Source organism: Heliomarina sp. (genome assembly GCF_052826185.1).
The window spans coordinates 320,734-343,829 of the sequence record NZ_JBRBUI010000045.1 but is presented as its reverse complement, the minus strand read 5'-3'; the positions used below and the strand labels follow the sequence as shown (position 1 = coordinate 343,829).

Genomic DNA, 23,096 nt, shown 5'->3' with positions numbered 1-23,096 from the left:
TCAAACCATCGCGGAAATTCCGCGGTGTGCCGAAAATGTTGAAGACTTAAGGATCTGCTTCTTGATCCACGAATACAGAACAAAGTTGGGAGCTTTATAGTTCCCACAAATTTTAGTATTTATTTTAATAACTTAAGAGAAAATCGCGCGAGTATAATTCAACTTTGAGAGCGAGGCATTAAACTGGTTATATCGACAACGGGATCAAAGTTAATCTGGCGGAAACCAGCTTACGTCCATGTCGCAATAACGATCCTGAAAATCAGTCTGATCGATCAGGTCATCCTCTCGTAGCAGCCTGATTTCGTTCCCGTTTCTCTTGATGAGTGACTGGTTTTCCATCTTGAGAAGCGTTTTCGAGATATAGACGTTGGTCAACCCAAGGTAGTCAGCAATCTGGCTTTGAGTCAGCGGGAGACGGAATGTGTCCGTCATATCCGTGTTCGTGATCCGTAGTCGCGCGGCCAAGTCGAGCAACATATACCCTACCCGTTCAACCGCGCTCATCCGGCCCATCGCCCGAAGCAGATCGATAAAAACGACATGGTCGCGCAACGCCAGCGTCAGCAGCAAAGCTGACAGTTTTGGCGACGTTCGAAGGATGACATCTAGAGCGGACTTGGGAAACGGGCAAAGCACAACATCCTCTGCCGTGCGCAGCGTTGTTGTAAGATGCTTGAGAGCGACGTCTGGAAATCCGATCACATCACCGGGTTGATGCAGCTTGATAATCTGGCGTCTACCGTCAGGAAGATCCGTGTAACTGAACAGCCAACCGGTCTTGACCACGAACAGTTCCTTGTTCCGGTCGCCGCCTCGATAGACATCCGTACCGTTCTCGTACGACCGCTCGGATTTTTCTATTTCGGCGAGCAGTTCCTTGTCGTGTTCATGAATATCTACGTAATGGCTGAGCTTTTTTACCAGGCAACTTGCTTCTTTGACCATGACTTCCCTCTTGCCCCGCAACACACTTGAACAGTGCGCTCATACGCAGGCATGAGACTATTGTAGCCGTCGCTGCCCCAAAACCAAGTCGGGCTGCCAAAGGGCGTTGTGCCGAGCGCCGAAATCAGAAGATCAAGAGCGTGAGAGAAAGCGCTGTGGCGGAAATGAATATCCACGCCGCCGCGCCAAGCATCAGGGGACGTATCCCCTTGGCGCGGAGCTTGCGTATGTCAGTCTCGAGCCCCATTGCGGCCAGTGCCACGGTCAGCAAGAAGCCGGTCAGAGTGATCAAACCGTCATGAAGTGTGCCCGGCAGGGTCACGATGGAATTCAGCAGGACCATCGCGAGGAAGCCGAAAACGAACCACGGGGTAGGCGCGCGGCCGGTGCCGCCTTCGCCTCCGCGAGACATGAACAGGCCGATGGCAAGGATCAACGGCGCGAGGAGGATCACGCGGCTCAGCTTGGCGACGGTGCCAGTCTGACCGGCGATTTCCCCGCCCTGAAAGGCAGCCGCGACGGCCTGCGCGACTTCATGGATCGCAGCACCAGACCAGAGACCGTAGGTGTCGCTGGAGAGTTGCAGGGAATTGCCGACAACCGGAAAAAGCAGCATCGAGAGCGAGCCAAAAACGGTCACGCAGGCAATTGCATAGGCAACGTCTTCGTCCGTGCCACGGGTAACGGTATTAGTCGCGATCACGGCGGACGCGCCACAGACCGAAGTACCGGCGGCGATCAGTTCGGTCAGTTTGCGTTCGACGCCAAGAACGCGCCCCATCGCTTTGGTGAATAGAAACGTCCCGAGTAGGGTAGTCGCCACGATGGCGAAACCACGCAGGCCGACCTCGCCCAGCTGGGCCAGCGTAAGCTGAAGCCCCAGCAGGATAATTGCCCCGCGCAGCAGTTTTTTCAGCGAAAAGGTGATGCCCGGTGCAACCGCAGGAATGGCGCCGAGCGTATTCCGCCACAGCATGCCAAGCACCATCGCCACGACGAGCGGGCTGAGACCAGGAATGTTAGAGACCCGTTGAACGCCCGTAGCGATGGCCGCGATGGTCAGGGCAAGCGCCAGTCCCGGCGCAATGGCGCCTGCAGTTTTTACAATCGCACCCGCGCGTTTCGGTTCGTCGCCGGTTAGCCGGTCGAGGGTCTGGGTATTCATCTGCGTCTCCGTCTATTCGGAGCGGAATATCCACTTGACGCACCAATCAATCCAGAGAGTTATAATTGTCAAACCGTTCGATTTTACTTATCAATCACTTATGACCCTTGAACAGCTTCGCATCTTTCTGGCTGTGGCGGACCGGCTGCATGTGACCCGCGCGGCGGAGGCGTTGAACCTCACGCAATCGGCAGTCAGCGCTTCGATCTCGGCACTGGAAAATCGGCACGATATCAAGCTCTTTGACCGCGTGGGGCGGCGCATCATCCTGACTGAGGCAGGCGATGCGCTGGTGCCCGAGGCACGCAGGTTGTTGGCCCGCGCCGAGGCTGTCGAGATGGTTTTGGAGGATTTCGCCCAGAACACACGCGGCCGGTTGCGTCTATACGCGAGCCAGACGGTGGCCAATTACTGGCTGCCGCAACGTATGGTGACCCTGCACCGTCAGCATCCTGGGATCGAACTGGACCTACGGGTGGGCAACACGGCGCAGGTCGCGCAGTCGGTCGTGGATGGCGATGCCGATCTTGGGCTAATCGAAGGCGAGGTCACGCAAGGGGAGTTGCAGCGTCAGGTGGTGGCGCGGGATTCGCTAGTGCTTGTGATGGCACGCAGCCACCCATGGTCGGCGCGCCGCGAGGTTCCGGTGACGGATTATGCCACGCAATCATGGGTGTTACGGGAATCCGGCTCTGGGACGCGGTCGGAATTCGAAAAGGTGCTGGTCAAGGCGGGGCTGACCCTTGCCGACCTGAAGATCTCTCTCGAACTGCCGTCGAACGAGGCGGTGCTCGCCGCTGTTGCGGCGGGGGAGTCGCTCAGCGTGATGTCGCGCCGGGCCGCCGTAGCCTCGGGCAAGGCGACGCATATGGTTGATGTGCCGGGCGGCGAGAGACCCTTTGCAGTGCTGACCCATCCTAAACGCTACCGGACGCGGGCCGTGAGTGCGATGATCGAGATATTGTCCGCACCTTAGCGCCGCGCCAATTAGTTCGTCGGGCTAAGAAATTGAAATGCGTCCCCGGAGGTGTCCGGCAAAGACCGTCCATAAAAAGGGCGTTCCTGGTCGAGAAACTCTCAGAAATCAACTTTCTCTTGCTTAGCGGTTCACATTCCCCCCTGCCGCTGTAGATTTATCTGCGCAACAGAATTCAAGGAATACAGATGACCCCAGTGACCAATGCCGACGAAATTTCCGAGATCGCTTTTGGGTTCATGGGATCAAAGGCTCTCTTTGCCGCGCTTGAGGTTGGCGTGTTCACGGCGTTGGAAAAATCGGGGGCTGCTACGGCTGAGGAATTGGCAAAAGATCTCGACGTGCACATTGACCGGATGACGACGCTGCTTACCTCGCTGGTAGGGATCGGACTCATCACGGTTGACGAGGGCAAGTTTTCCAATGCCCCAGCAAGTTCGGCGTTTCTGGTGAAGGGGGCGAAATACGACTTTGGCGATTACCTGCGCCTGCAGGTAGGACGTCAGATGTACGGGCTGCTCGATCAGATCGAAGGCGTGATTTCCGGCGATATGGATAAGGGCGACACCAAGTCCTATGCGCAGTGGTTCTCCGATCCGGAAGAGGCGCGGCTTTATTCCGAAAGCCAGCATGCAGGCTCGTTGGGCCCGGCGCGGCAGATGGCCAAGGCGCTGGATCTCACAAACGCCAAGTCGATGCTGGACGTGGGCGGCGGAACCGGAGCCTATTCGATCACCTTCTGCAAGAACGCGCCGCAACTATCGTCGACTGTGCTCGATTTCCCGAACGTGGCCAAGCTTGGTCGTGATTACGTGGAAAAGGCAGGGCTGTCCGACCAGGTTTCCTATGTCGAAGGCAACGCGCTTGAGGCCGAATGGCCAAAGGGGCAGGACATCGTACTGATGTCCTATCTGTTTTCCGGCGTGCCCGGCGATACGCACAAGCGCTTGATCAAACAGGCTTTTGACGTGCTGAACCCGGGCGGCACGCTGCTGATCCACGATTTCGTGGTGAACGAGGACCGCACCGGTCCCAAGCTGGCCGCGCTCTGGCAGTTGCAGCACACGGCGTTTACGCCCGAGGCACGCTCGCTTGACGATGGCTGGCTGAGCGAGGCGCTGAGCGAGGCCGGGTTCGAGGATGTCTCGGTCGGCACGATGATCCCTGAGATGACGATGCTGGCGACCGGGCACAAACCCTGATCGCCAGGGTATCGGCCCGCCTTCCGGCAGGCCATTTCTTTATTCGGATTCAGCCAGCAGGCTGGCATTTCCCCCTGCTGCTGTCGTGTCGACGCATAGGTGGCGTTCGACCACGTAACGCTCCGGGCAAATGATCTGCGTCTCCAGTGGCGTGATAGCCCCCGGTCGACCGGCCAGCGCTATGCGCAGATCCCGCGTCCAGTCCGAGGCACCGGCAGCGGCCACCGCCGCGACCTCCTTGAGTTCAACCAGATCCCCTGCCCCGACCGTGCCGTCGAAAGCGACAATCGGCACGCCCGCGTCCTTGAGCGCACGCGTTGCCTCAACCGCGCCCGGCGCAGCCACGATGACGCCACAGCCTGCGCCCAGCGCCTGCACGGCCTGTGCCACGGCGATTTCGGCAGTCGGGCCGAGGCAGAGAATCGTGCCCTTAGCATACATGCGCAGCCGGTTGGTTTCGCCCGTCGGCCCGGGCAGCGTCTGCGGGGTCGTGTCGAAGGCTGCCGTTTCCGAGAGTGCCTTGCGAATGATCCCGCCGCGACCGCTCAGCGCGTGACGCAGAACCGAAACCCGGTCGGGTCGTGCCGCCCAGTTGCGCGCGTCGAGCCCGTTGATCGCATTTTGCAGATCCGAGGCGTTGATCGGGTCGGCATCGGGTCCGGGCAGTTCCTCGAGTTTCGCAGTGCGGCGGAAACGGGTCAGGTAAAGCGGACCGCCCGCTTTTGGGCCGGTGCCGGAAAGGCCTTCGCCGCCAAAGGGTTGCGAGCCGACAATCGCGCCGATCTGGTTACGGTTGACGTAGATGTTGCCAACGTTAAGCCGGTCGGTGATATGCTGCACCCGGTCGTCAATCCGCGTGTGCAAGCCAAAGGTCAGCCCGTAACCGCGCCCGTTGATCGCCGCGACGACATCGTCGATTTCACGCGATTTGAAGCTGGCGACATGCAATACTGGTCCGAAAATCTCGCGTTCCAGATCGTCAATTCCGGAGACATCAACGACCGCGGGCGTGACGTAATTCCCCTTGGCGGGAATTTGTATTTTCTTCAGCACCTTGCCGGATTTCTCCTGCGTGGCGACATAGCCCGATATATCGGCCTGTGCCTCGCCGTCGATGACCGGAGAGACATCGATATCGGTGCGCCAGGGATCGCCGATATGCAGTGCGTCCATCGCGCCGTAGAGCATGTGCAGCAGCCTGTCGCGCGCGTCCTCCTGCACGTAGAGCATGCGCAGGGCAGAGCAGCGCTGACCGGCGGACTGGAAGGACGAGATCAGGATGTCGCGCACCGCCTGTTCGGTCAGGGCGGTGGAATCGACGATCATCGCATTGAGACCACCGGTTTCCGCGATCAGCACCGCATTGGGACCGGCGTTTTCGGCCAGAACCTTGTGGATGATCTGCGCCACCTCGGTCGAGCCGGTAAAGCAGACACCGGCGATGTCGGGATCGCTGGTGAGCGGCGCGCCGACCGTCGGGCCATCCCCCGGCAAAAGCTGAAGCGCCGCATCGGGCAGACCTGCCTCGCGCATCATCTGAACGGCGCGGGTTGCAATGATCGGTGTCTGCTCGGCCGGTTTGGCCAGTACCGCGTTACCCGCAGCAAGTGCCGCCGCGATCTGGCCGGTAAAGATCGCCAGCGGAAAGTTCCACGGGCTGATGCAGACAAAGACGCCACAGGCCTCGCCCGGTTCTTCCTGTTCCAGACGTTCCGCCTCATTTGCGTAGTAGCGCAGGAAATCGACGGCTTCTCGAACCTCGGCTATCCCGTCGAGCAGGGTCTTGCCCGCTTCGCGCGTGGCAATCGCGCATAGTTCGGCGATATTGTCCTCGTAGAGATCGGCGACCTTGCGCAGGATGTCTGACCGCTCTTTCGCCGGACGCGCGGACCAGTCGCGATACCCGTCATGGGCCGATTTCAAGGCAGCACTGACTTCCTGAGCCGTAGCCTCCTGCACCTTACCAACCACACGGGCCGGATCGGCGGGAGAGACCGCGTCGCGAGGCGTACCTTGCGGCGCGGGACTTCCCGCCAGCATTGGCGCCGCGTCCCATGTGGCGTCGGCCCATTTTTCCCGCTCTGCCAGAAGCGGCAGGATCGAAGCAGGTTCGTTGACCCGATAGCCCCGCGAATTGGCGCGTTCCGGTGCAAAGAGGTCTCCCGGCAGGCGGATGTTCGGATTGGCGATCTTGCCGCCCAGCGCGAGCACCTCGCTGACCGGGTCCTGCGCGATTTCGCTGGCCGGAATGGTCGTATCGACGATCTGGTTCACAAAGGAGGAGTTCGCGCCGTTTTCAAGCAGCCGCCGGACGAGATACGCCAGCAGGTCGCGATGCGCCCCGACCGGCGCGTAGATCCGGCAGCGGGTGCCTTCGGATTCCTTGACGATGCCGTGGAGGGATTCTCCCATGCCGTGAAGCCTTTGGAATTCAAAGCTTTGCTTGTCATTGCCCGCCATGGCCACGACCGCAGCGCAGGTATGGGCGTTATGCGTCGCGAACTGCGGGTAGATGCGGTCGCGCTTGTCCATCAAAAGCTGGGCGCAGGCCATGTAGCTGACATCGGTGTTGACCTTGCGGGTGTAGACCGGAAAGCCGTTTACCCCGAGTTCCTGCGCCAGCTTGATTTCCGTATCCCAGTAGGCGCCTTTCACCAGACGGACCATGATCTTGCGATCCAACCGTTCCGCGAGCGCGTAGAGCGTTTCGATCACCGGTGCGGCGCGGCGGCCATAGGCCTGCACCACGACGCCGAACCCTTCCCAGCCCGCAAGCTCCGGGTCATCCATCAGCGCCTCGATCACGTCCAATGAGAGATCTAGACGGTCCTGTTCCTCGGCGTCGATGTTGAAGCCGATATTGGCGCGGGCGGCCTGCCGGACGAGGTCACGGGCGCGTGGCACCAGTTCTTCCATCACCTGCGTCTTGTGGGTGGTCTCATAGCGCGGATGCAACGCCGAGAGCTTGACCGAGATGCCGGGGCTGGAGCGCACATCGCCGGTGGCCTGTTTCGCGATCGCCGCGATGGCCTTGGCATAGGCGGCATGGTAGCGCTGTGCATCCTCGTCGGTGCGGGCTGCTTCGCCCAGCATATCGTACGAATAGGTATAGCCCTGCTTTTCGAGTTCACGCGCGTTCTTCATCCCGGATTCGATGGTTTCGCCCAGCACGAACTGACGCCCGAGAATCTTCATCGACTGGCTGACCGCTGTACGCACCACCGGTTCGCCCATTCGCTTGACCAGACCGCGCAGGGCGCGGGTCGGTCCCTTTGGGTCTTCCTCGAGCACCTTGCCGGTCAGCATCAGTGCCCATGTCGAGGCATTGACCAGCGATGACGACGAATGGCCAAGATGCGCCCCCCAGTTCGACGGTTCGATCTTGTCGTTGATCAGCTCGTCAATCGTGTAGGAATCTGGCACCCGCAAGAGCGCTTCGGCCAGACACATGAGGCCTACGCCCTCTTCGGTCGAAAGACCGTATTCGGCGAGAAATGCTTCCATCATGGTGGGCGAGGTTTCGCGCCGCACCCGTTCGACATATTGCGCGCCTGCTTCGGCGATAGACTTGCGTTCCGCCTCGGAGAGGCGAATACGCTGCAGCAGCCCTTCGATGGCGTCGGCTTCGCTGATCTTGTATTGCGAGCGGACGTGCTGGCGCGCGGCATCGGCGCTGGTGGCAAGTTCGGCTTCAAATTTCGTCATATCTGTTCTCCTTCGGTCACGCGGGCAGCTCTTTGGCAGGGTCATGCCCACGTTCGACGGGGATCGGATCGTTGTCCCACCCCTCAACAATGCGATGTTCGGCCTGTTTCAGAAAGAGGCCTGTTGACTATTGTCGGATCTGGAGGACCGTCGGCGGCCTGTGACGCTTGAGACCGGGCAAAAACAAGGCGCCGGAGGGCGGCAGGAAAGCGCCCTGCGTGGGCAGGACCGCGCCCACCTCGCGAACGGTATTGCCGTCTGATGCCGGAAGGAACATCTGCATACCCATCGTGAATCCGAATGCCTCAAGCCTGATGCGCATTAGACATGAGACAGGCGTTACTGCAAGGAAAGCTTTCGACGCGCGTGCTGGCACATCCCGACAAAGACGTCGTTTGCGCGTGCAACCGGCTGAGAGGATTGAGAATTTGCATTGCAGCCGGTCTCGGGTAAGCTGGAGACCGTGTATTGAGCCCATGCGTACAGGTTTGTCAGGAATTAAGTGATGATCAGAGTTGGCGGTATCGGTCTGGCGTTCTTGTTGCTGTCCATCGGCAGCGTGGCGCCGGCACAGGACTTGTTCGAGGGCGACACGCTGACCGGCGAAAGCGAGGACGCGGGAGAGCTGCTGCCGCGCCCCCTACCGGAATTCGACGATCTCTTTACCGATGAGACAGAATCCGGCTCCTACCCGCTGTTCTCTGTTCCCGAACCGGAAAGCGACGCTGTAGAACTCCCACCATTCCCCGGCAACAGCTTTTCCAGCGGGCGGACCATTGTGACCGTCGCCCCGTCGCACCCGCCGATGATCATCGATCCAAAGCCCGCGCGCCCGCCGATCACCAATGCGCCGATGGTGCCGGGCAACCAGCTCTCCGAACGCCATATCGGCCCGAGGCTTTATGATTTCGAATTCCGGGATTACGGCATTCCGGTTATCCCTTACCTGTATCCGGGGCCGATGTTCGGGCCGACACCGCTGCGCGTTCCCGGTGCAGGGCTGATTGCGACGAACGATCTTTACCGCGCGCTGGGAGACGGTCGCCCGGTTCTGCTGATCGACGTGCTGGGGGGCGAGCGTATCATTCCGGGCGCGCGGCGCGCACCGGGGCTGTCGGCCTCTGGCGATTTCGACGACCGGGTGCAGCGGCGGGCGCGACGCTGGCTGGACCGGGCGACCGGCGGGCATCGCGATCTGCCCATCGTTGTCTACTGCGCCGATCCGGAATGCTGGCATGGCTATAACGCGGCGCTGCGCGTGGCCGCCGCCGGGTATCGCAATGTTCACTGGTATCGCGGCGGGTTGCGGGCGTGGGAAATGGCAGGGCTCAACACGGTGCCCGCCGATTTTCGCCCCCGCCGGAACTAGCCCCCTACCCGCCAGTCATGTCGCGCAGGTAAAGCACGTCCCCGTGGCGCGGGACCTGAAAATACCTGTGCGAAGCCAGCCGGAAACCGTTCGCCACCATATGCGCGTCAATGTCTTCGAACTTTGCGCCGCCGTCGTAGATCGGCACGCGCGAAACCTCGCATTTGCACATGTCAAATGACTGAAGACCGGCACCAAGTCCCTCAAGTACCTCGAATTCATGCCCCTGCACATCGACGACAAGCATGGATTTCGTGAACCCCGCGAGATCGATGCCATGCGCCTTGAGGATCTGGGGCAGCGACTGGGAGGCGATTTCGAGGACTTCGCCGCTTTCACCGGCCTCTGGAAAGCGTTGCGACAGAAGGTCGGTCGCCCGGTGAACCGAGGAAGATGCCCCATCGCCCTTGAAGCGATGAAACTGCATGGGCTTGCCCGGTTTCGCCGATACCAGCGCGCATTCGGTCAGGTGCCGGGTCGTTCCCTCGCGTCTGGCCATGTCTGTCACGAGCCGCTTGTAGGTCTCGGGGTCCGCCTCGACCCAGAGTACGGTCCTGGCGCCGCAGCTTTCGTAAAAGCCTGCGTCTTCGCCCCAGTGCGCGCCCACGTGGACGATCAGATCGACCGGGGCGTTTCGCTGCATCAAAAGCTCGTATTTCGACGCCCGTAAGTATTTACGCCAAGCATCAGGAACCGCACGCTTCGCGGCGCGCTCGATCTTTTTGAGCCCCTGCATCCGTATCTCCAACTTCCTCGCAACTTTCTTACCAGCCTGCTTGCACAGGGAAAAGCCATGCCATAAGCCTTTGGCAGACCGGAGGCTGTCATGACTTTTTCGCAACTCGAAGAGCTGAAATCGCTGGCAGATCCGGACAAGGCGGCCGGTATGGCGTCGTACCACAAGGCGCCACGGACTTACCTTGGCATTTCCGTTCCCCAGATTACCGATCTGTCGAAGAAATGGCGTGCCGAGCTGGATGTCGAGGCGCGCGTCGCGCTCGCCGATGCTCTCTGGCAAAGCGATATTCACGAAGCCCGCATCGCTGCGGCCAAGCTGCTGACACAGGCCCGGCTGCGCCCGGATGAAGGCGCATGGGCGCTGATATGTTCCTGGGTGCCGGATTTCGATGCTTGGGCGATTGCCGATCATGCCTGCGATGCCGGACAGCGTCGCCTGCTGGCCAATCCGTCCCGGATCGACACCGTCGAGACATGGACGACCTCGGAAGCCATGTGGACCCGCCGAGCGGCGCTTGTCATCACCCTGCCCTGGACCAAGCAGAACAACCCCAAACCACAGGAGCTAGAGGTGCGTGACCGGGTGCTGGGCTGGGCGGCTGCATATGTGGATGACCAGCAGTGGTTCATTCAGAAAGCAGTCGCCTGGTGGCTGCGCGAACTGTCCAAACACGACACGCCAAGAGTCATGGCTTTTCTCGACGCCCATGGTGACCGGTTAAAGCCCTTTGCCCGCAAGGAAGCCGGCAAATACTTGGCAAAACGATAACCTTTCGGCAGGCCATCCGAACCTGCCGACCAAGACGGCACTTGCCCGGACCCGTCGCGGCGACTACCTATTGGGACATGAACGCTCCCTTGATTGATCCATTCGCTCGCGCGATCACCTATCTGCGCGTTTCGGTTACCGACCGATGTGATTTTCGCTGCGTCTATTGCATGTCCGAAGACATGACCTTTCTGCCCAAGAAAGAATTGCTGACGCTCGAAGAGCTGGACCGGATGTGTTCGACCTTCATCGGGCTCGGTGTCGAAAAGCTGAGGATCACGGGCGGCGAGCCTCTCGTGCGGCGCGGCATCATGACATTTTTTAATTCCATGACGCGGCACCTCGAAAGCGGCGCGCTGAAAGAGTTGACGCTGACCACCAATGGCTCGCAGCTGGAACGCTTTGCCGACGATTTATATGCCGCCGGTGTGCGCCGGGTAAATATCTCGCTCGACACGCTGGATGAGGACAAGTTCGCTGCGATCACCCGTTGGGGCCGCCTGCCCCAGGTCATGCGCGGGATCGACGCGGCGCAGCGCGCCGGACTGCGGGTCAAGATCAATGCAGTGGCGCTCAAGGGATTCAACGAGCCGGAGCTGCCACAGATCACCGAATGGTGCGCCGAGCGCGACATGGACCTGACCTGGATCGAGGTCATGCCGATGGGCGATATCGGCAACGAGGATCGGCTGGACCAGTACTGGTCGCTCAAGGACGTCCGCGCGACCTATGCCGAGAATTACACCGTGACAGATCTCGCCGAACGCTCGGGCGGTCCGGCCCGCTACGTTCGGCTTGAGGAAACCGGGCAGAAAATCGGCTTCATCACCCCGCTCAGCCATAATTTCTGCGAAAGCTGTAACCGGGTGCGCCTGACCTGCACCGGCGAATTGTTCATGTGCCTCGGCCAGGAAGACAATGCCGACCTGCGCGCGCCGCTCAGGGCGCATCCTGATGACGATTCCCCGCTTGAACAGGCGATCAGGACGGCGATTTCGCACAAGCCCAAGGGCCATGATTTCGACTATTCCCGTCAACGGCTCGACGGTCAGATGTCTCGCCACATGAGCCACACGGGCGGCTGATGACCGCGCCTGCCGCATCGACGGCACTGTTCCGCATATACCGTGGGCTGACCCGCGCGGGACTGCCGCTTGCCTTTCGCAGCGTAGCACGCAAACTTCGCGGCTTCGGCGTCAGCGAAGATCGCATTGCCGAGCGGCTGGGCAAGCCAACTGAGCAGCGACCGGAAGGTCCGCTGGTCTGGATCCATGCGGCCAGCGTCGGCGAAAGCCTCGCCGTCCTGACCCTGATCACACGACTTGCCGATCGCCTGCCCGCGCATCATTTCCTGATCACCTCGGGCACCGCCACTTCGGCCGAGCTGATCGCCAAGCGGCTGCCCCCACGCACGCGACACCAGTTCGCCCCGCTGGATTCCGAAGACCCGATCCGCCGGTTTCTCGGCCACTGGCGCCCCGACGCCGCGATCTTCGTCGAAAGTGAAATCTGGCCGCTGATGCTGGTGCGCACCCGCGAAAGCGGCGCCCGGCTTGCGCTCATCAACGCGCGGCTTTCCGAGAAATCCGTGCAGGGCTGGCAGAAGTTCCCCAAGACGGCGGCGTATGTGCTGGAACAGTTCGACCTGTTCCTGACGCAGAACCCCGAGAATTCAGCAAACCTGCGCGCGATGGGGGCCGCACCTGACCGAATCGAAACCGGGTTCAACCTCAAATCGACCTCGGCCCCGCTGCCGGTCGACGATGAGACGGTTTCCACCTTCCGCGAGACTCTGGGTCAGAGGCCCGCATGGATCGCAAGCTCCACCCACCCCGGTGAAGAAGAAATCGTGCTGGCGGCACATCGCAAGCTACTGGAGCGGCACCCGGATCTCTGCCTGATCCTGATCCCCCGCCACCCGGAGCGCCGGGCAGAGATCGGTCAGTTGATCACCAACGCTGGGATGGCATGTGCCAGCCGGTCGCGCGGAGAATGGCCGCAACCGGACCAAGAGGTCTATCTTGCCGACAGCCTCGGCGAGATGGGCACATGGTATGCAACAGCCCCGATTGTCTTGCTCGGCGGTTCTCTCTTGCCCATCGGCGGCCATAACCCCTACGAACCTGCCGATGCAGGTGCTGCCATCCTGACCGGCCCGCATATCCCGAATTTCGCCGAATCCTACGCACCGCTCTTCTCGCTCGGCGCGGCGCAACAGGTCGCCGGTGCAGAGGAAATATTTCATGCGGTCGATCAGCTGCTCAGCAACACCGAAGAACTGGACAAGACGCGCAAAGCCGCCGCCGGTTTCGCCCGGGGCCGCCAGTCTCGCCTCGAAGAGGTCGCCGACACGGTCTGTACCGCCCTGAACCTGGCGCCCTGACATGCCCGAGCTCTTCGTTACCAATTTCAACCGCAACTTCACCGGCGTCTCAGCCACGGCGGCAAATGTGATCCGCCAGCAGATGAAACATCGCGATCTCGCGCTCGTCGGCTATCCGCTGCCCGGCTGCCCAGCCCCCATATCGCTTACCGAGGCCCGTAAACTGTCGCGAAACACCGGCGACCGGCCCTTCGCGATATGGCATGTCCGGCGTAATCCCGAAATGCGCGCCGGGATCTGGGCGCGAGACGTGCTGCGCCTGCCGATCCGGCTGGTCTTTACCTCCGCCGCCCAGCGCCGCCATTCCGCCTACCCGCGCTGGCTGATCTCCCGCATGGATGCGGTGATCGCGACAACCCCGAAAGCGGCTGAATTTGTGCCACATGTGCGCGCCACTGTCCCGCATGGCGTCGATACGGACTTGTTCCACCCGGCTGAAGAGCGGGCAGCCGACTGGCGTAAAATCGGTTTTGGCGGGCGCGCGGGCATTGCAACCATCGGCCGCATCCGGCCCGAAAAAGGCACCGACCGCTTCGTCGAAGCCATGTTGCGCCTGCTACCCGAACAGCCAGACCTCACGGCCCTCGTTCTGGGACGGGCCACGCGCGAACATCAGGCCTTTCTCGACAGGCTCAAGGATAAGATCAACGCCGCGGGGCTCTCCGACCGCCTGTTATTCCCCGGCGAAATCGCGCCGGAAAACCTCCCGGCCCTGCTGCGCTCGCTCTCTCTTGTCATGCAACTACCGCGCTACGAAGGCTACGGCATGGCCCCGCTGGAAGGCATGGCAAGCGGCGTTCCCTTCATCGCAACCGACACCGGCTTCTACCGTCAGTTCTCAACAAATGAGACCACCGGCATCGTCGTGCCAGATGAGGTCTCAGAACGCGCGGCACAAACCGCAACCACCCTCCTCGACAACGCCAGCCAGTTGGAAAGCATGGGCCGGATTGCACGACGAATCGCTGTGGAAAAATACAGTGCGCGAGCGGAGGCTGAGGGCATCGACGCCGTCTACAATACCCTCTGGCAACAAGCCTGACCCCGGGGCGACACGCCCGCTCGCACCTGCTTTTCCTCTTGCCCAAAATACTCCCGCCGGAGGCATCGCGCGCCAGCGCGATCCCCCCGACATCAGGCCGCCGGCATGCGGTTTTCGACGATCTCCGCCCACCAGGAACACCCGGCCGGAATCGCTTCGTCGTTAAAATTATACTCCGGGTGGTGCACCGAAGCGGAATCGCCGTTGCCCACAAGGATATAGGCCCCGGGGCGCTCCTCGAGCATAAAGGCGAAATCCTCGCCCCCCATCACAAGCGCAGCATCGTCGCAATTGCCCGAAACTTTCCGCGCCACGTCGGCGGCGAATTCGGTCTGTTCGTCGGAATTGACCATCACCGGATAGCCACGGATGTAACGTACGTTGACCGTTCCGCCAAAGGTCGTCGCGATCCCTTCACAGATCTCCTTGATCCGGGTTTCGGCAATCTCGCGCATCTCCTTGCTCATGGTGCGCACGGTGCCTTTCAACTGTACCCGCTGCGGGATCACGTTGAACGCCTTGGAGGAAGTCTCGAAAGACGTCACCGACACGACGACCTGGTCAACCGGATCGGCATTGCGGCTGGCGATGGTCTGAAGCGCCAGAACCGCCTGCGCCGACATCACCGTGGTATCGACGGTCTCATGCGGCTTGGCCGCGTGACCACCGCGACCCTCGAATTGGATGTCGAACTGATCGGTCGCCGCAAAGAATGCACCCGGACGGATAGCAAAGCTGCCGACCGGCATCCCGGGCCAGTTATGCATACCATAGACTTCCTGGATGCCCCAGCGTTCCATCAAGCCGTCGTCGCACATTTCCTTGCCGCCGCCGCCGCCTTCTTCGGCAGGCTGAAAGATCACCACCACGGTGCCGTCGAAATTGCGCGTTTCGCTCAGGTATTTCGCCGCGCCCAACAGCATCGCTGTATGCCCGTCATGGCCGCAGGCATGCATGGCATTGGGCGTTTTCGAGGCATATTCGACGCCCGTCTGCTCATTGATCGGCAGCGCATCCATATCCGCGCGCAGACCGATCACCTTGCCCGACCCGTTGCTCTTGCCCTTGATGACACCGACAACGCCGGTGCGACCGATGCCCGTCACGACCTCGTCGCAGCCAAAAGCCTCGAGCCGCTCGGCGACCAGCGCGCTGGTGCGATGGGTGTCGAACAGGATTTCGGGGTTTTCGTGCAGATCTCGTCGCCACGTTGTGATTTCATCCTGCAACTCGGCAAAACGGTTTTTGACTGGCATTTTCAGCTCCTGGACTTTCGGGTGTTTCAGACGACAGGCAGGCGCTTTTCGACCAGTTCTGCGAACCAGCTGCACCCTGCGAGAATCGTCTCGTCGTTAAAATTGTATTCCGGATGGTGCAGCCCTGCACTATCCCCATTTCCCACGAAGATGAAGGCCCCCGGGCGGGCGTTCAGCATATAGGAAAAGTCTTCGCCGCCCATGATCAGCGGCGCTTCCTCGCACCCGCCCGAGACCGAGCGGGCGATGTCGGCGGCAAAGGCGGCCGGTTCATCCGCGTTGATCGTGATCGGCACGTGGCGCAGATATCGGGTTTCGACCATGCCGCCGAATGTCGTGGCGATACCACTGGCAACCTCGGCGATGCGCTTTTCGATCATGTCCTGCATCCCGGGGCTGTGGGTCCGCACCGTTCCACGCAACGCAACCGATTGCGGGATTACGTTGAAAGCATGGCTCGAAGTATCGAACGCCGTCACCGACAGGACGCCCTGCGCGACCGGATCGGCATTCCGGCTGACGATGGTCTGCAGTGCCACGACGATCTGGCTCGCGATGATCACCGGGTCGATGGTCTCATCCGGATGGGCCGCGTGGCCGCCCCTGCCGATTACGTCGATAAAGAACTCGTCCGTCGCGGCCATCACCGGGCCCGGCCTGATCGCGAACTGGCCTACAGGCATACCGGGCATATTGTGCATGCCATAAACCTCGTCGATGCCGAACCGGTCCATCATGCCGTCATCTATCATCGCCTTGGCACCGCTGCCCAGCTCTTCGGCAGGCTGGAAGATGACCGCGACAGTACCATCGAAATTCCGTGTCTCGGCCAGATAACGCGCAGCGCCCAGCAACATGGCCGTGTGCCCGTCATGGCCACAGGCATGCATGACGCCCTCGTTCTGCGACAGGTATTCGGCGCCGGATTGTTCAAGGATCGGTAGCGCATCCATGTCGCCGCGCAGTCCGATCACCTTGCCGCTGGTATCGCTGCGCCCCTTGATAAGCGCGACGACCCCGGTACCGCCCAGACCGCGAACGACCTCGTCGCAGCCGTACTCGGCCAGCTTTTCCGCCACCAACGCGCTGGTGCGGTGGGTTTCAAAGCCAAGCTCGGGATGGGCGTGGATGTCACGCCGGATGGCGGTGATGTCGCCATGCATCTCGGCAAAGCGGTTCTTGATGGGCATTGTGTTACTCCGTTCTTCCGGCCACGGGCGATACGCCGGAATTTACTCCGGCGTTGCTGTCGTGACCGATCATGGCTGCTGCCTCAGGCCGCAGGCAGCCGGTCTTCGACTAGTTCAGCGAACCATGAACAGCCCACCGGAATGATCTCGTCATTGAAGTTGTAGGCCGGGTGATGCACGTGTGCGCCGCCGCCATTGCCAAGAAAGATATAGGCTCCGGGGCGCTTTTCGAGCATGAAGGAGAAGTCTTCGCCCGCCATGATCGGCGAGGTTTCCCGCTCGACCTTGCCGGTCACCTTTTCTGCGATACTGGCGGCGATCTCGGTCTGGTCCTCGTGGTTAACCGTCACCGGATAGCCGCGCTTATAATCGATATCGGCGGTACAGCCATAAGCCTCAGCGGTCGTGGTGATCAGCTTGGTCACCCGTTCCTGCGCCAGATCCCGAACGCCGTTGTCGAGCGTCCGCACGGTGCCGCGCAGCAGCACCGTGTGGGACAGCACGTTAAAGCTCTCGTTATCGCTGCGGAAGGTACAGACCGAAACCACGACCTGTTTCAGCGGATCGACATTGCGCGAGGCGATGGACTGCAACGCGATCAGGCAATGCGCCGCGCCGAGATTCGCATCGATGGCTTCATGCGGGGCTGCCGCATGGCCGCCCTTGCCGGTGATGGTAACTTCGAATTCGTCAGTCGAGGCCAGCAAGGGGCCGCTGCGGATATGAAACGTGCCTTCGGGGTTATTGGGCATGTTGTGCATGCCATAGACCTCCTGAATGCCCCATTTCTCCATCAACCCTTCGTCGCACATGATCTTGCCGCCGGCACCGCCCTCTTCGGCGGGTTGAAAGATCAGCACGACCTTGCCATCGAAATTCCGTGTCTCGCTCAGGTACTTCGCCGCGCCCAGCAGCATCGCCGTGTGGCCGTCATGGCCGCAGGCATGCATCTTTCCCGGATGGGTCGAGGCATAGTCGAGGCCCGTCGCCTCCTCTATAGGCAGCGCGTCCATGTCGGCACGCAGTCCGATGACCCGACCCGATGTGTCGGATTTGCCTTCGATCACTGCCACAATGCCCGTCTCCGCGACGCCGGTGGTGATGTCGGTGATCCCCATTTCTCGCAGCCGTTCCTCGACAAAGGCAGAGGTCTTGGGCAAGTCGAACATCAACTCGGGGATCGTGTGCAGATGCCGACGCCAGCCGGTGATTTCAGCGTGCATCTCGGCGAGACGGTTCTTGATAGGCATTCCCGTTATCCTTCCTGCAAGCGGGCCACCAGACGTTTCATAAAGTCGTGGCCCGCATTGAACTGCTCGATGGTGATGAATTCATTCGGCTGGTGCGCCTGCGCAATATCGCCCGGCCCGCAGATGACCGAGGAATAGCCCGCGTTCTGGAAATGCCCGGCCTCGGTGCCATAGCTGACCACATGTGTCGCATTGTCGCCTGTGATGGAGCGGACAAACTCTTCGGCCAAGCCATTTTCTTCTGGGCGCAGACCCGGCACGTCGAACAGCGGCTCGAGCACGATCTCGGTTTCCGGCTGTTTCGCCTGCATCGCCGCTTCGACCTTGCGCACGTGGTCGATGAAGTGCTGTTTCCAGACCGCCTTATCCTCGCTTGGCAGGACACGCATCTCGATGTCGAACCAGCAATCCTTGGCAGTGATGTTGCGCGCAGTGCCGCCCTTGATATTGCCCACATGCAGCGTGGTGAATGGCGGGTGGAACATCGCGGCCTGATCGGTCGGCGGCGCGTCCTGATTGGCGGTATTCGTGTCGTTCACCCAGTCGATGATCCGGGCGGCCTCCATGATCGCACTGACGCCATACGGCAAAAGCGAACTGTGCACTTCGAAGCCTTTGACGTGGACGGTAAACCCCTGCCCGCCCTTGTGACCGGTCACCGCCTGCATCATGGAAGGTTCCCCGACGATCACAGCGTTCCCGCGCGGCAACACGGGCTGCATCGCCTCGATCAGCGGGGTCGCACCAATGCAGCCGACCTCTTCGTCATAGGACAGCGCAATTTGCAGCGGGCGTTTAACCCCCAGCCGATGCGCTTCGACCAGCGCCCAGATCGCCATTGCGTCAAAACCCTTCATGTCGCAGGTGCCACGTCCGAAGTACTTGCCGTCCTTTTCGACCACCTCGAATGGATCGCTGTCCCAAGCCTGACCGTCGACGGGCACCACGTCGGTGTGGCCAGAGAGGATAACGGCTCCCTCTTCCCAAGGCCCCACATGGGCAAAGAGCGCGGCCTTGGGCTCGTCAGGATGCGGAAAGCGGTGGGCTTCGATGCCGTGGCTCGCGAGGTATTCTTCCACCCAATCAATCAGCGGCAGGTTGCTGTCGCGGCTGATCGTCGGGAATGAGATCAGCTTTTGCATCAGCTCGAATGGCGTCAGATGTTCGGGCATTTCAGTGTCTTTACTATTATGATCCACTCCGGTGCGCGGGGAGGAAATGGGTTCAGTATCCGCTGTCTGTCGTCAGGACGAAATGCCCGGGTTCGACTTCGCGGTACTCGGACGGGGCCGGTGCATAGTCAGTCGGATGAATCGGCGACGGGATCGGTTTGAAATTCAGATCCTTTTCCGTCTTGCGGCGGCGCGGGTCCGCGATTGGCACGGCTTTCATCAGCGCCTGCGTATAGGCGTGCTGCGGGTTCTCGAAGACCCGCGCACGGGGACCGAGTTCGACGATCCGCCCAAGGTACATCACGCCAACCTGGTGGCTGACCCTTTCGACCACCGCCATGTCATGGCTGATGAACAGGAAGGACAGTCCCAGATCGGCCTGAAGCTCCATCATCAGGTTCAACACCTGCGCCTGAACGGACACGTCCAGCGCCGACACGGCCTCGTCCGCGATGATCAGCTTGGGGTTCAGGGCCAATGCGCGCGCGATGGCGATCCGCTGGCGCTGACCGCCCGACATCTCGTGCGGGTAGCGGCGCATGAAGCTGCGCGGCAATTCGACCCGGTCAAAGAGCTTGGCAACACGGTCCTGAATCTCGGATCCACTGGCGATGTTATAGTTGCGCATCGGCTCGGCGACCTGATCGATCAGCTGCATCTGAGGATTGAGCGAGGCAAAGGGATCCTGAAAGATCATCTGCATATCAAGCCGGGCGCGGCGCAACTTGCCCTGATCGAGCCCCAGCACGTCGACCCCGTCGATATTGATTTCGCCGCTCATCGGCTCGACAAGCCGCAAGATCGACCGGCCTGCCGTCGACTTGCCACAGCCGGATTCCCCCACGAGGCTCAGCGTCTGCCCCTTGTTGATCGTAAAGGACACGTCCTCGACCGCGTGCACGTTGGCCACCGTACGCCGAAGGATGCCGCCCTTCACCGGGAATCGGGTGGTCAGGTTCTTGACCGTCAGCAGCGTCTTTTCCGTGCCGGGGATCGATTCGATCTTTTGATCGGCAACGCCCATCAGCTTCATCGGCTCGGGCGCCGGTTTGCCGCGCATCTCGCCAAGCTTGGGAACAGCGGCTAGAAGCGCCTTGGTATAATCGTGCTTGGGATTTTCAAAGATTTCTTCGACGGTCCCCTCTTCAACTTTATTGCCGCGGAACATAACGACGACGCGGTCGGCCATCTGGGCCACGACCGCCATGTCATGGGTAATGAACATTACCGCTGTACCGGTTTCCCGCTTGAGGCGGTCCATCAATGCGAGGATTTCCGCCTGAATCGTCACGTCGAGAGCGGTCGTTGGCTCATCGGCAATCAGCAGACGTGGACGGCAGGCCATTGCCATCGCAATCACCACACGCTGGCGCATGCCGCCGGAAAGTTCGTGCGGATATTGCTTGAGACGGCGCTCCGGCTCGGGGATGCGGACTTCGCGCAGTAGTTCCAGCGCGCGGGCCTCAGCCTGTTTCTTGTCCATATCGCGGTGAACGCGCAGGCCTTCGGTCAACTGCCGACCGACCGTGAAAACCGGGTTCAGCGCGGTCATCGGTTCCTGAAAGATCATGCCGATCTCATTGCCGCGAATATCCCGCATCAGATCCTGTTCGGTCTGTGCCAGATCGATGCTATCGCCTTCCTTACGATTAAAAATTAGGCGGCCGCCCGCAATTTTTCCGCCGCCAAATTCCACCAACCGCATCAGCGAAAGCGAGGAAACCGACTTGCCCGATCCCGATTCGCCAACGATGCAAACGGTTTCGCCCGGGTTTATCGAGAAAGAAACATTTTCAACGCCGACAACGGGACCATCCTTTGTCTGGAATTCCACCCTAAGCTCACTGATTTGCGCAATCGGCTGATCCAGCATCTTCGCCCCGTTGTTTTTGACCTTAGGAACGCTAAGGCGCGGCATTGGCAACTGTCAAACCCTCTCGCTGGGTGACCCAAGGCAAGGCTTGCAATTTTTTCAAACTCTGTTTCGATAGTTTGATATCCGAACGGGGGGCTGGGTAAAGTTAGCGATCAAAGGATTGTTTGGTCGTTTTTCAATACATTAGATCCCGTTCGGAGCGTCTGTATCCGCAGGCTAAGCGGAAAAAACGAGGCACGTATGTGTCCAGCAAGGAGTGTAAAATGAAAAGAAAAGCCCTTTTGTTAGGAGCAATTGCAAGCATGGGCATGGCCCAGGGCGCAATTGCCGAACGGGGATCGGACGGCAACGTCAGCATCATCTATTGGCAGGCGCCGTCGATTTTGAACCCGTTCCTGTCGGGTGGCACCAAGGATGTCGAAGCTTCGAGCATCGTTATCGAACCGCTTGCGCGCTATGACGAAAAAGGCACGCTGACCCCTTGGCTGGTCGACGAGATTCCTACCGTTGAAAACGGCGGCGTGAGCGAAGACCTGACGACCATCACCTGGAAGATCACCCCTGGTATTACATGGTCCGACGGTACGCCCTTCACCTCGAAAGACGTGAAGTTCACCGCTGATTACTGCATGCACCCCGAAGGCGGCTGCGCGCAGGTCACGAAATTCGAAAATGTCGAATCCATCGAAGCCGTTGACGATCTGACCGTCAAAGTGACCTTCTCGGGTCCGACGCCATTCCCCTATGGCCCGTTCGTCGGTGGCGAAAGCCCGATTATTCAGGCAGCGCAATTCGCCGACTGCGTTGGCGCGAAAGCCCCGGAGTGCACCGAAGCAAACTTCAACCCGATCGGAACGGGCCCGTTCGTCGTCGACGAATTCCGCCCTAATGACGTGATCACGCTTTCGGCGAACCCGAATTTCCGTCATCCGGATAAGCCGGCCTTTGCGACCGTGACCTTCAAAGGTGGCGGCGATGCGACGGCAGCCGGTCGTGCGGTCATGGAAACCGGCGAATTCGACTATGCCTGGAACCTCCAGCTTGCGCCCGACGTCATCGCGCAGATGGAAGCAGGCGGTAAAGGCGTTCCGGTTGCAGGCTTTGGCCCGCTGATGGAACGGATCATGCTGAACAACACGAACCCCGACCCGTCGCTCGGGCCGGATGAGCGTTCGGTGATCCGCCCGCATCCGTTCCTGTCGGACCCCGCCGTCTACAAGGCAATGTCGCTGGCAATCGACCGTCCGCTGCTGGTCGAAGTCGGTTACGGTCAGGCAGGCAAGGTGACCTGCAACTGGGTACCGGCGCCGGAAGTTTATGCATCGACCACCTTCGACTGCTCGACCCAGGACATCGAAGGCGCCAAGAAGATGCTGGATGATGCCGGAATCGTCGATACCGACGGCGACGGCGTTCGTGAAAAGGACGGTGTACCGCTCAAGATCCTCTACCAGACCTCGACCAACGCCGTCCGTCAGGACTTCCAGGCGCTGATCAAGCAGTGGTGGAGCGAGATCGGCATCGAATCCGAACTGCGCAACGTCAACTCTTCGGTCTTCTTCGGTGGCGACCCGGGTTCCCCGGATACCTTCCAGAAGTTCTATGCCGACGTTGAGATGTATGCCAACACCTTCAACGGCACCGACCCGCAGTCCTATCTGGGCAACGCGCTCTGCGACAAGGCCCCGACGCCTGCAAGTCAGTGGCAGGGCGAGAACATCTCGCGCTTCTGCAGTGAAGAGTATGACGCGCTGCACAAGGAACTGTCGCAGACGGCAGGCACCGAGGCACGCGCCGAGATCGCCAAGAAGCTCAACGACATCGTGATCGAACAGGGCGGCATGATCCCGCTGGTTCACCGTGGACGTCTTTCCGCACATGCCAACACACTTGGCGGCGTTGTCCTGAACGTCTGGGACAGCGAGCTTTGGAACGTTGCAGACTGGTATCGCGCAGAAGGCTCCTGATCGCCTGACGCGGGGCCCCGGCGTTTCACGCGCCGGGGCCACACCAATATACCGCTCATTTCGGCCCCTGATTTTTCACAGCAGCGGA

At 60.6% G+C, this 23,096-nt stretch carries 17 protein-coding genes; 8 read left to right on the top strand and 9 right to left on the bottom strand.

Annotated features, from left to right (window positions below; translation table 11 throughout):
* Window positions 1-210: 210 nt before the first annotated feature.
* Window positions 211-948, bottom strand: coding sequence for a Crp/Fnr family transcriptional regulator (locus ACU0FH_RS13880; protein WP_446195232.1), 738 nt, complete (start codon window positions 946-948; stop codon window positions 211-213).
* A 124-nt stretch (window positions 949-1,072) separates the two neighbouring features.
* Complete coding sequence (locus tag ACU0FH_RS13875) at window positions 1,073-2,113, bottom strand: YeiH family protein (protein ID WP_446195231.1); 1,041 nt, start codon at window positions 2,111-2,113, stop codon at window positions 1,073-1,075.
* Between the two features lie 100 nt (window positions 2,114-2,213).
* On the opposite strand from ACU0FH_RS13875, the gene ACU0FH_RS13870 reads away from it, so the two are divergent.
* Window positions 2,214-3,089, top strand: coding sequence for a LysR substrate-binding domain-containing protein (locus tag ACU0FH_RS13870; RefSeq protein WP_446195229.1), 876 nt, complete (start codon window positions 2,214-2,216; stop codon window positions 3,087-3,089).
* A gap of 188 nt (window positions 3,090-3,277) precedes the next feature.
* On the top strand, window positions 3,278-4,291 hold the full coding sequence (locus ACU0FH_RS13865) for a methyltransferase (protein ID WP_446195227.1): 1,014 nt from the start codon (window positions 3,278-3,280) through the stop codon (window positions 4,289-4,291).
* A 39-nt stretch (window positions 4,292-4,330) separates the two neighbouring features.
* Here ACU0FH_RS13865 and putA read toward each other — a convergent pair whose 3' ends face one another.
* On the bottom strand, window positions 4,331-7,996 hold the full coding sequence (putA, locus tag ACU0FH_RS13860; protein ID WP_446195226.1) for a bifunctional proline dehydrogenase/L-glutamate gamma-semialdehyde dehydrogenase PutA: 3,666 nt from the start codon (window positions 7,994-7,996) through the stop codon (window positions 4,331-4,333).
* A gap of 505 nt (window positions 7,997-8,501) precedes the next feature.
* Here putA and ACU0FH_RS13855 point away from each other — a divergent pair.
* A complete protein-coding gene (locus ACU0FH_RS13855) occupies window positions 8,502-9,365 on the top strand; it encodes a rhodanese-like domain-containing protein (RefSeq protein WP_446195225.1) in 864 nt (287 codons plus the stop codon).
* A 4-nt stretch (window positions 9,366-9,369) separates the two neighbouring features.
* Here the strand turns inward: ACU0FH_RS13855 and ACU0FH_RS13850 are convergent, their stop codons facing one another.
* On the bottom strand, window positions 9,370-10,101 hold the full coding sequence (locus tag ACU0FH_RS13850) for an FkbM family methyltransferase (RefSeq protein WP_446195224.1): 732 nt from the start codon (window positions 10,099-10,101) through the stop codon (window positions 9,370-9,372).
* 90 nt (window positions 10,102-10,191) lie between these two features.
* Between ACU0FH_RS13850 and ACU0FH_RS13845 the strand changes: the two genes are divergently transcribed.
* From ACU0FH_RS13845 to ACU0FH_RS13830, 4 genes are all read left to right on the top strand, one after another.
* Window positions 10,192-10,872 carry a DNA alkylation repair protein gene (locus ACU0FH_RS13845; RefSeq protein WP_446195223.1) on the top strand — a complete coding sequence of 227 codons (681 nt, stop codon included), beginning with the start codon at window positions 10,192-10,194 and terminating at the stop codon, window positions 10,870-10,872.
* Between the two features lie 77 nt (window positions 10,873-10,949).
* On the top strand, window positions 10,950-11,957 hold the full coding sequence (moaA, locus tag ACU0FH_RS13840) for a GTP 3',8-cyclase MoaA (RefSeq protein WP_446195612.1): 1,008 nt from the start codon (window positions 10,950-10,952) through the stop codon (window positions 11,955-11,957).
* The gene (locus ACU0FH_RS13835; RefSeq protein WP_446195222.1) at window positions 11,957-13,255 is read left to right on the top strand and encodes a 3-deoxy-D-manno-octulosonic acid transferase; all 1,299 of its coding nucleotides are present in this window, start codon (window positions 11,957-11,959) and stop codon (window positions 13,253-13,255) included. Before moaA ends, ACU0FH_RS13835 begins: the two co-directional genes overlap by 1 nt.
* 1 nt (window position 13,256) lies before the next feature.
* Window positions 13,257-14,297 (top strand): glycosyltransferase family 4 protein, encoded by a 1,041-nt coding sequence (locus ACU0FH_RS13830; protein ID WP_446195221.1) that lies wholly within the window; start codon window positions 13,257-13,259, stop codon window positions 14,295-14,297.
* A 92-nt stretch (window positions 14,298-14,389) separates the two neighbouring features.
* On the opposite strand, the gene ACU0FH_RS13825 is transcribed toward ACU0FH_RS13830, so the two are convergent.
* The 5 genes from ACU0FH_RS13825 to ACU0FH_RS13805 form a co-directional block, all read right to left on the bottom strand.
* Window positions 14,390-15,553 (bottom strand): M20 aminoacylase family protein, encoded by a 1,164-nt coding sequence (locus ACU0FH_RS13825; protein ID WP_446195220.1) that lies wholly within the window; start codon window positions 15,551-15,553, stop codon window positions 14,390-14,392.
* A gap of 26 nt (window positions 15,554-15,579) precedes the next feature.
* Window positions 15,580-16,743 (bottom strand): M20 aminoacylase family protein, encoded by a 1,164-nt coding sequence (locus tag ACU0FH_RS13820; RefSeq protein WP_446195219.1) that lies wholly within the window; start codon window positions 16,741-16,743, stop codon window positions 15,580-15,582.
* 83 nt (window positions 16,744-16,826) lie between these two features.
* On the bottom strand, window positions 16,827-17,993 hold the full coding sequence (locus ACU0FH_RS13815; RefSeq protein WP_446195218.1) for a M20 aminoacylase family protein: 1,167 nt from the start codon (window positions 17,991-17,993) through the stop codon (window positions 16,827-16,829).
* A gap of 5 nt (window positions 17,994-17,998) precedes the next feature.
* On the bottom strand, window positions 17,999-19,165 hold the full coding sequence (argE, locus tag ACU0FH_RS13810) for an acetylornithine deacetylase (protein ID WP_446195217.1): 1,167 nt from the start codon (window positions 19,163-19,165) through the stop codon (window positions 17,999-18,001).
* A 52-nt stretch (window positions 19,166-19,217) separates the two neighbouring features.
* The gene (locus tag ACU0FH_RS13805) at window positions 19,218-21,038 is read right to left on the bottom strand and encodes an ABC transporter ATP-binding protein (RefSeq protein WP_446195216.1); all 1,821 of its coding nucleotides are present in this window, start codon (window positions 21,036-21,038) and stop codon (window positions 19,218-19,220) included.
* Window positions 21,039-21,304: 266 nt separating this feature from the next.
* Here ACU0FH_RS13805 and ACU0FH_RS13800 point away from each other — a divergent pair, with 266 nt between their 5' ends.
* On the top strand, window positions 21,305-23,008 hold the full coding sequence (locus ACU0FH_RS13800) for a peptide ABC transporter substrate-binding protein (RefSeq protein WP_446195215.1): 1,704 nt from the start codon (window positions 21,305-21,307) through the stop codon (window positions 23,006-23,008).
* Window positions 23,009-23,096: the final 88 nt, after the last annotated feature.

Excerpts from the sequence above, each read along its gene's own strand:
- ACU0FH_RS13830 (WP_446195221.1), top strand. The coding sequence starts at position 13,257 with ATGCCCGAGCTCTTCGTTACCAATTTCAACCGCAACTTCACCGGCGTC.
- ACU0FH_RS13815 (WP_446195218.1), bottom strand. The coding sequence starts at position 17,993 with ATGCCTATCAAGAACCGTCTCGCCGAGATGCACGCTGAAATCACCGGC.
- ACU0FH_RS13855 (WP_446195225.1), top strand. The coding sequence starts at position 8,502 with ATGATCAGAGTTGGCGGTATCGGTCTGGCGTTCTTGTTGCTGTCCATC.
- argE (WP_446195217.1), bottom strand. The coding sequence starts at position 19,165 with ATGCCCGAACATCTGACGCCATTCGAGCTGATGCAAAAGCTGATCTCA.
- ACU0FH_RS13805 (WP_446195216.1), bottom strand. The coding sequence starts at position 21,038 with ATGCTGGATCAGCCGATTGCGCAAATCAGTGAGCTTAGGGTGGAATTC.
- ACU0FH_RS13835 (WP_446195222.1), top strand. The coding sequence starts at position 11,957 with ATGACCGCGCCTGCCGCATCGACGGCACTGTTCCGCATATACCGTGGG.
- ACU0FH_RS13880 (WP_446195232.1), bottom strand. The coding sequence starts at position 948 with ATGGTCAAAGAAGCAAGTTGCCTGGTAAAAAAGCTCAGCCATTACGTA.
- ACU0FH_RS13825 (WP_446195220.1), bottom strand. The coding sequence starts at position 15,553 with ATGCCAGTCAAAAACCGTTTTGCCGAGTTGCAGGATGAAATCACAACG.
- ACU0FH_RS13820 (WP_446195219.1), bottom strand. The coding sequence starts at position 16,743 with ATGCCCATCAAGAACCGCTTTGCCGAGATGCATGGCGACATCACCGCC.
- putA (WP_446195226.1), bottom strand. The coding sequence starts at position 7,996 with ATGACGAAATTTGAAGCCGAACTTGCCACCAGCGCCGATGCCGCGCGC.
- ACU0FH_RS13850 (WP_446195224.1), bottom strand. The coding sequence starts at position 10,101 with ATGCAGGGGCTCAAAAAGATCGAGCGCGCCGCGAAGCGTGCGGTTCCT.
- ACU0FH_RS13870 (WP_446195229.1), top strand. The coding sequence starts at position 2,214 with ATGACCCTTGAACAGCTTCGCATCTTTCTGGCTGTGGCGGACCGGCTG.
- moaA (WP_446195612.1), top strand. The coding sequence starts at position 10,950 with ATGAACGCTCCCTTGATTGATCCATTCGCTCGCGCGATCACCTATCTG.
- ACU0FH_RS13875 (WP_446195231.1), bottom strand. The coding sequence starts at position 2,113 with ATGAATACCCAGACCCTCGACCGGCTAACCGGCGACGAACCGAAACGC.
- ACU0FH_RS13845 (WP_446195223.1), top strand. The coding sequence starts at position 10,192 with ATGACTTTTTCGCAACTCGAAGAGCTGAAATCGCTGGCAGATCCGGAC.
- ACU0FH_RS13800 (WP_446195215.1), top strand. The coding sequence starts at position 21,305 with ATGAAAAGAAAAGCCCTTTTGTTAGGAGCAATTGCAAGCATGGGCATG.
- ACU0FH_RS13865 (WP_446195227.1), top strand. The coding sequence starts at position 3,278 with ATGACCCCAGTGACCAATGCCGACGAAATTTCCGAGATCGCTTTTGGG.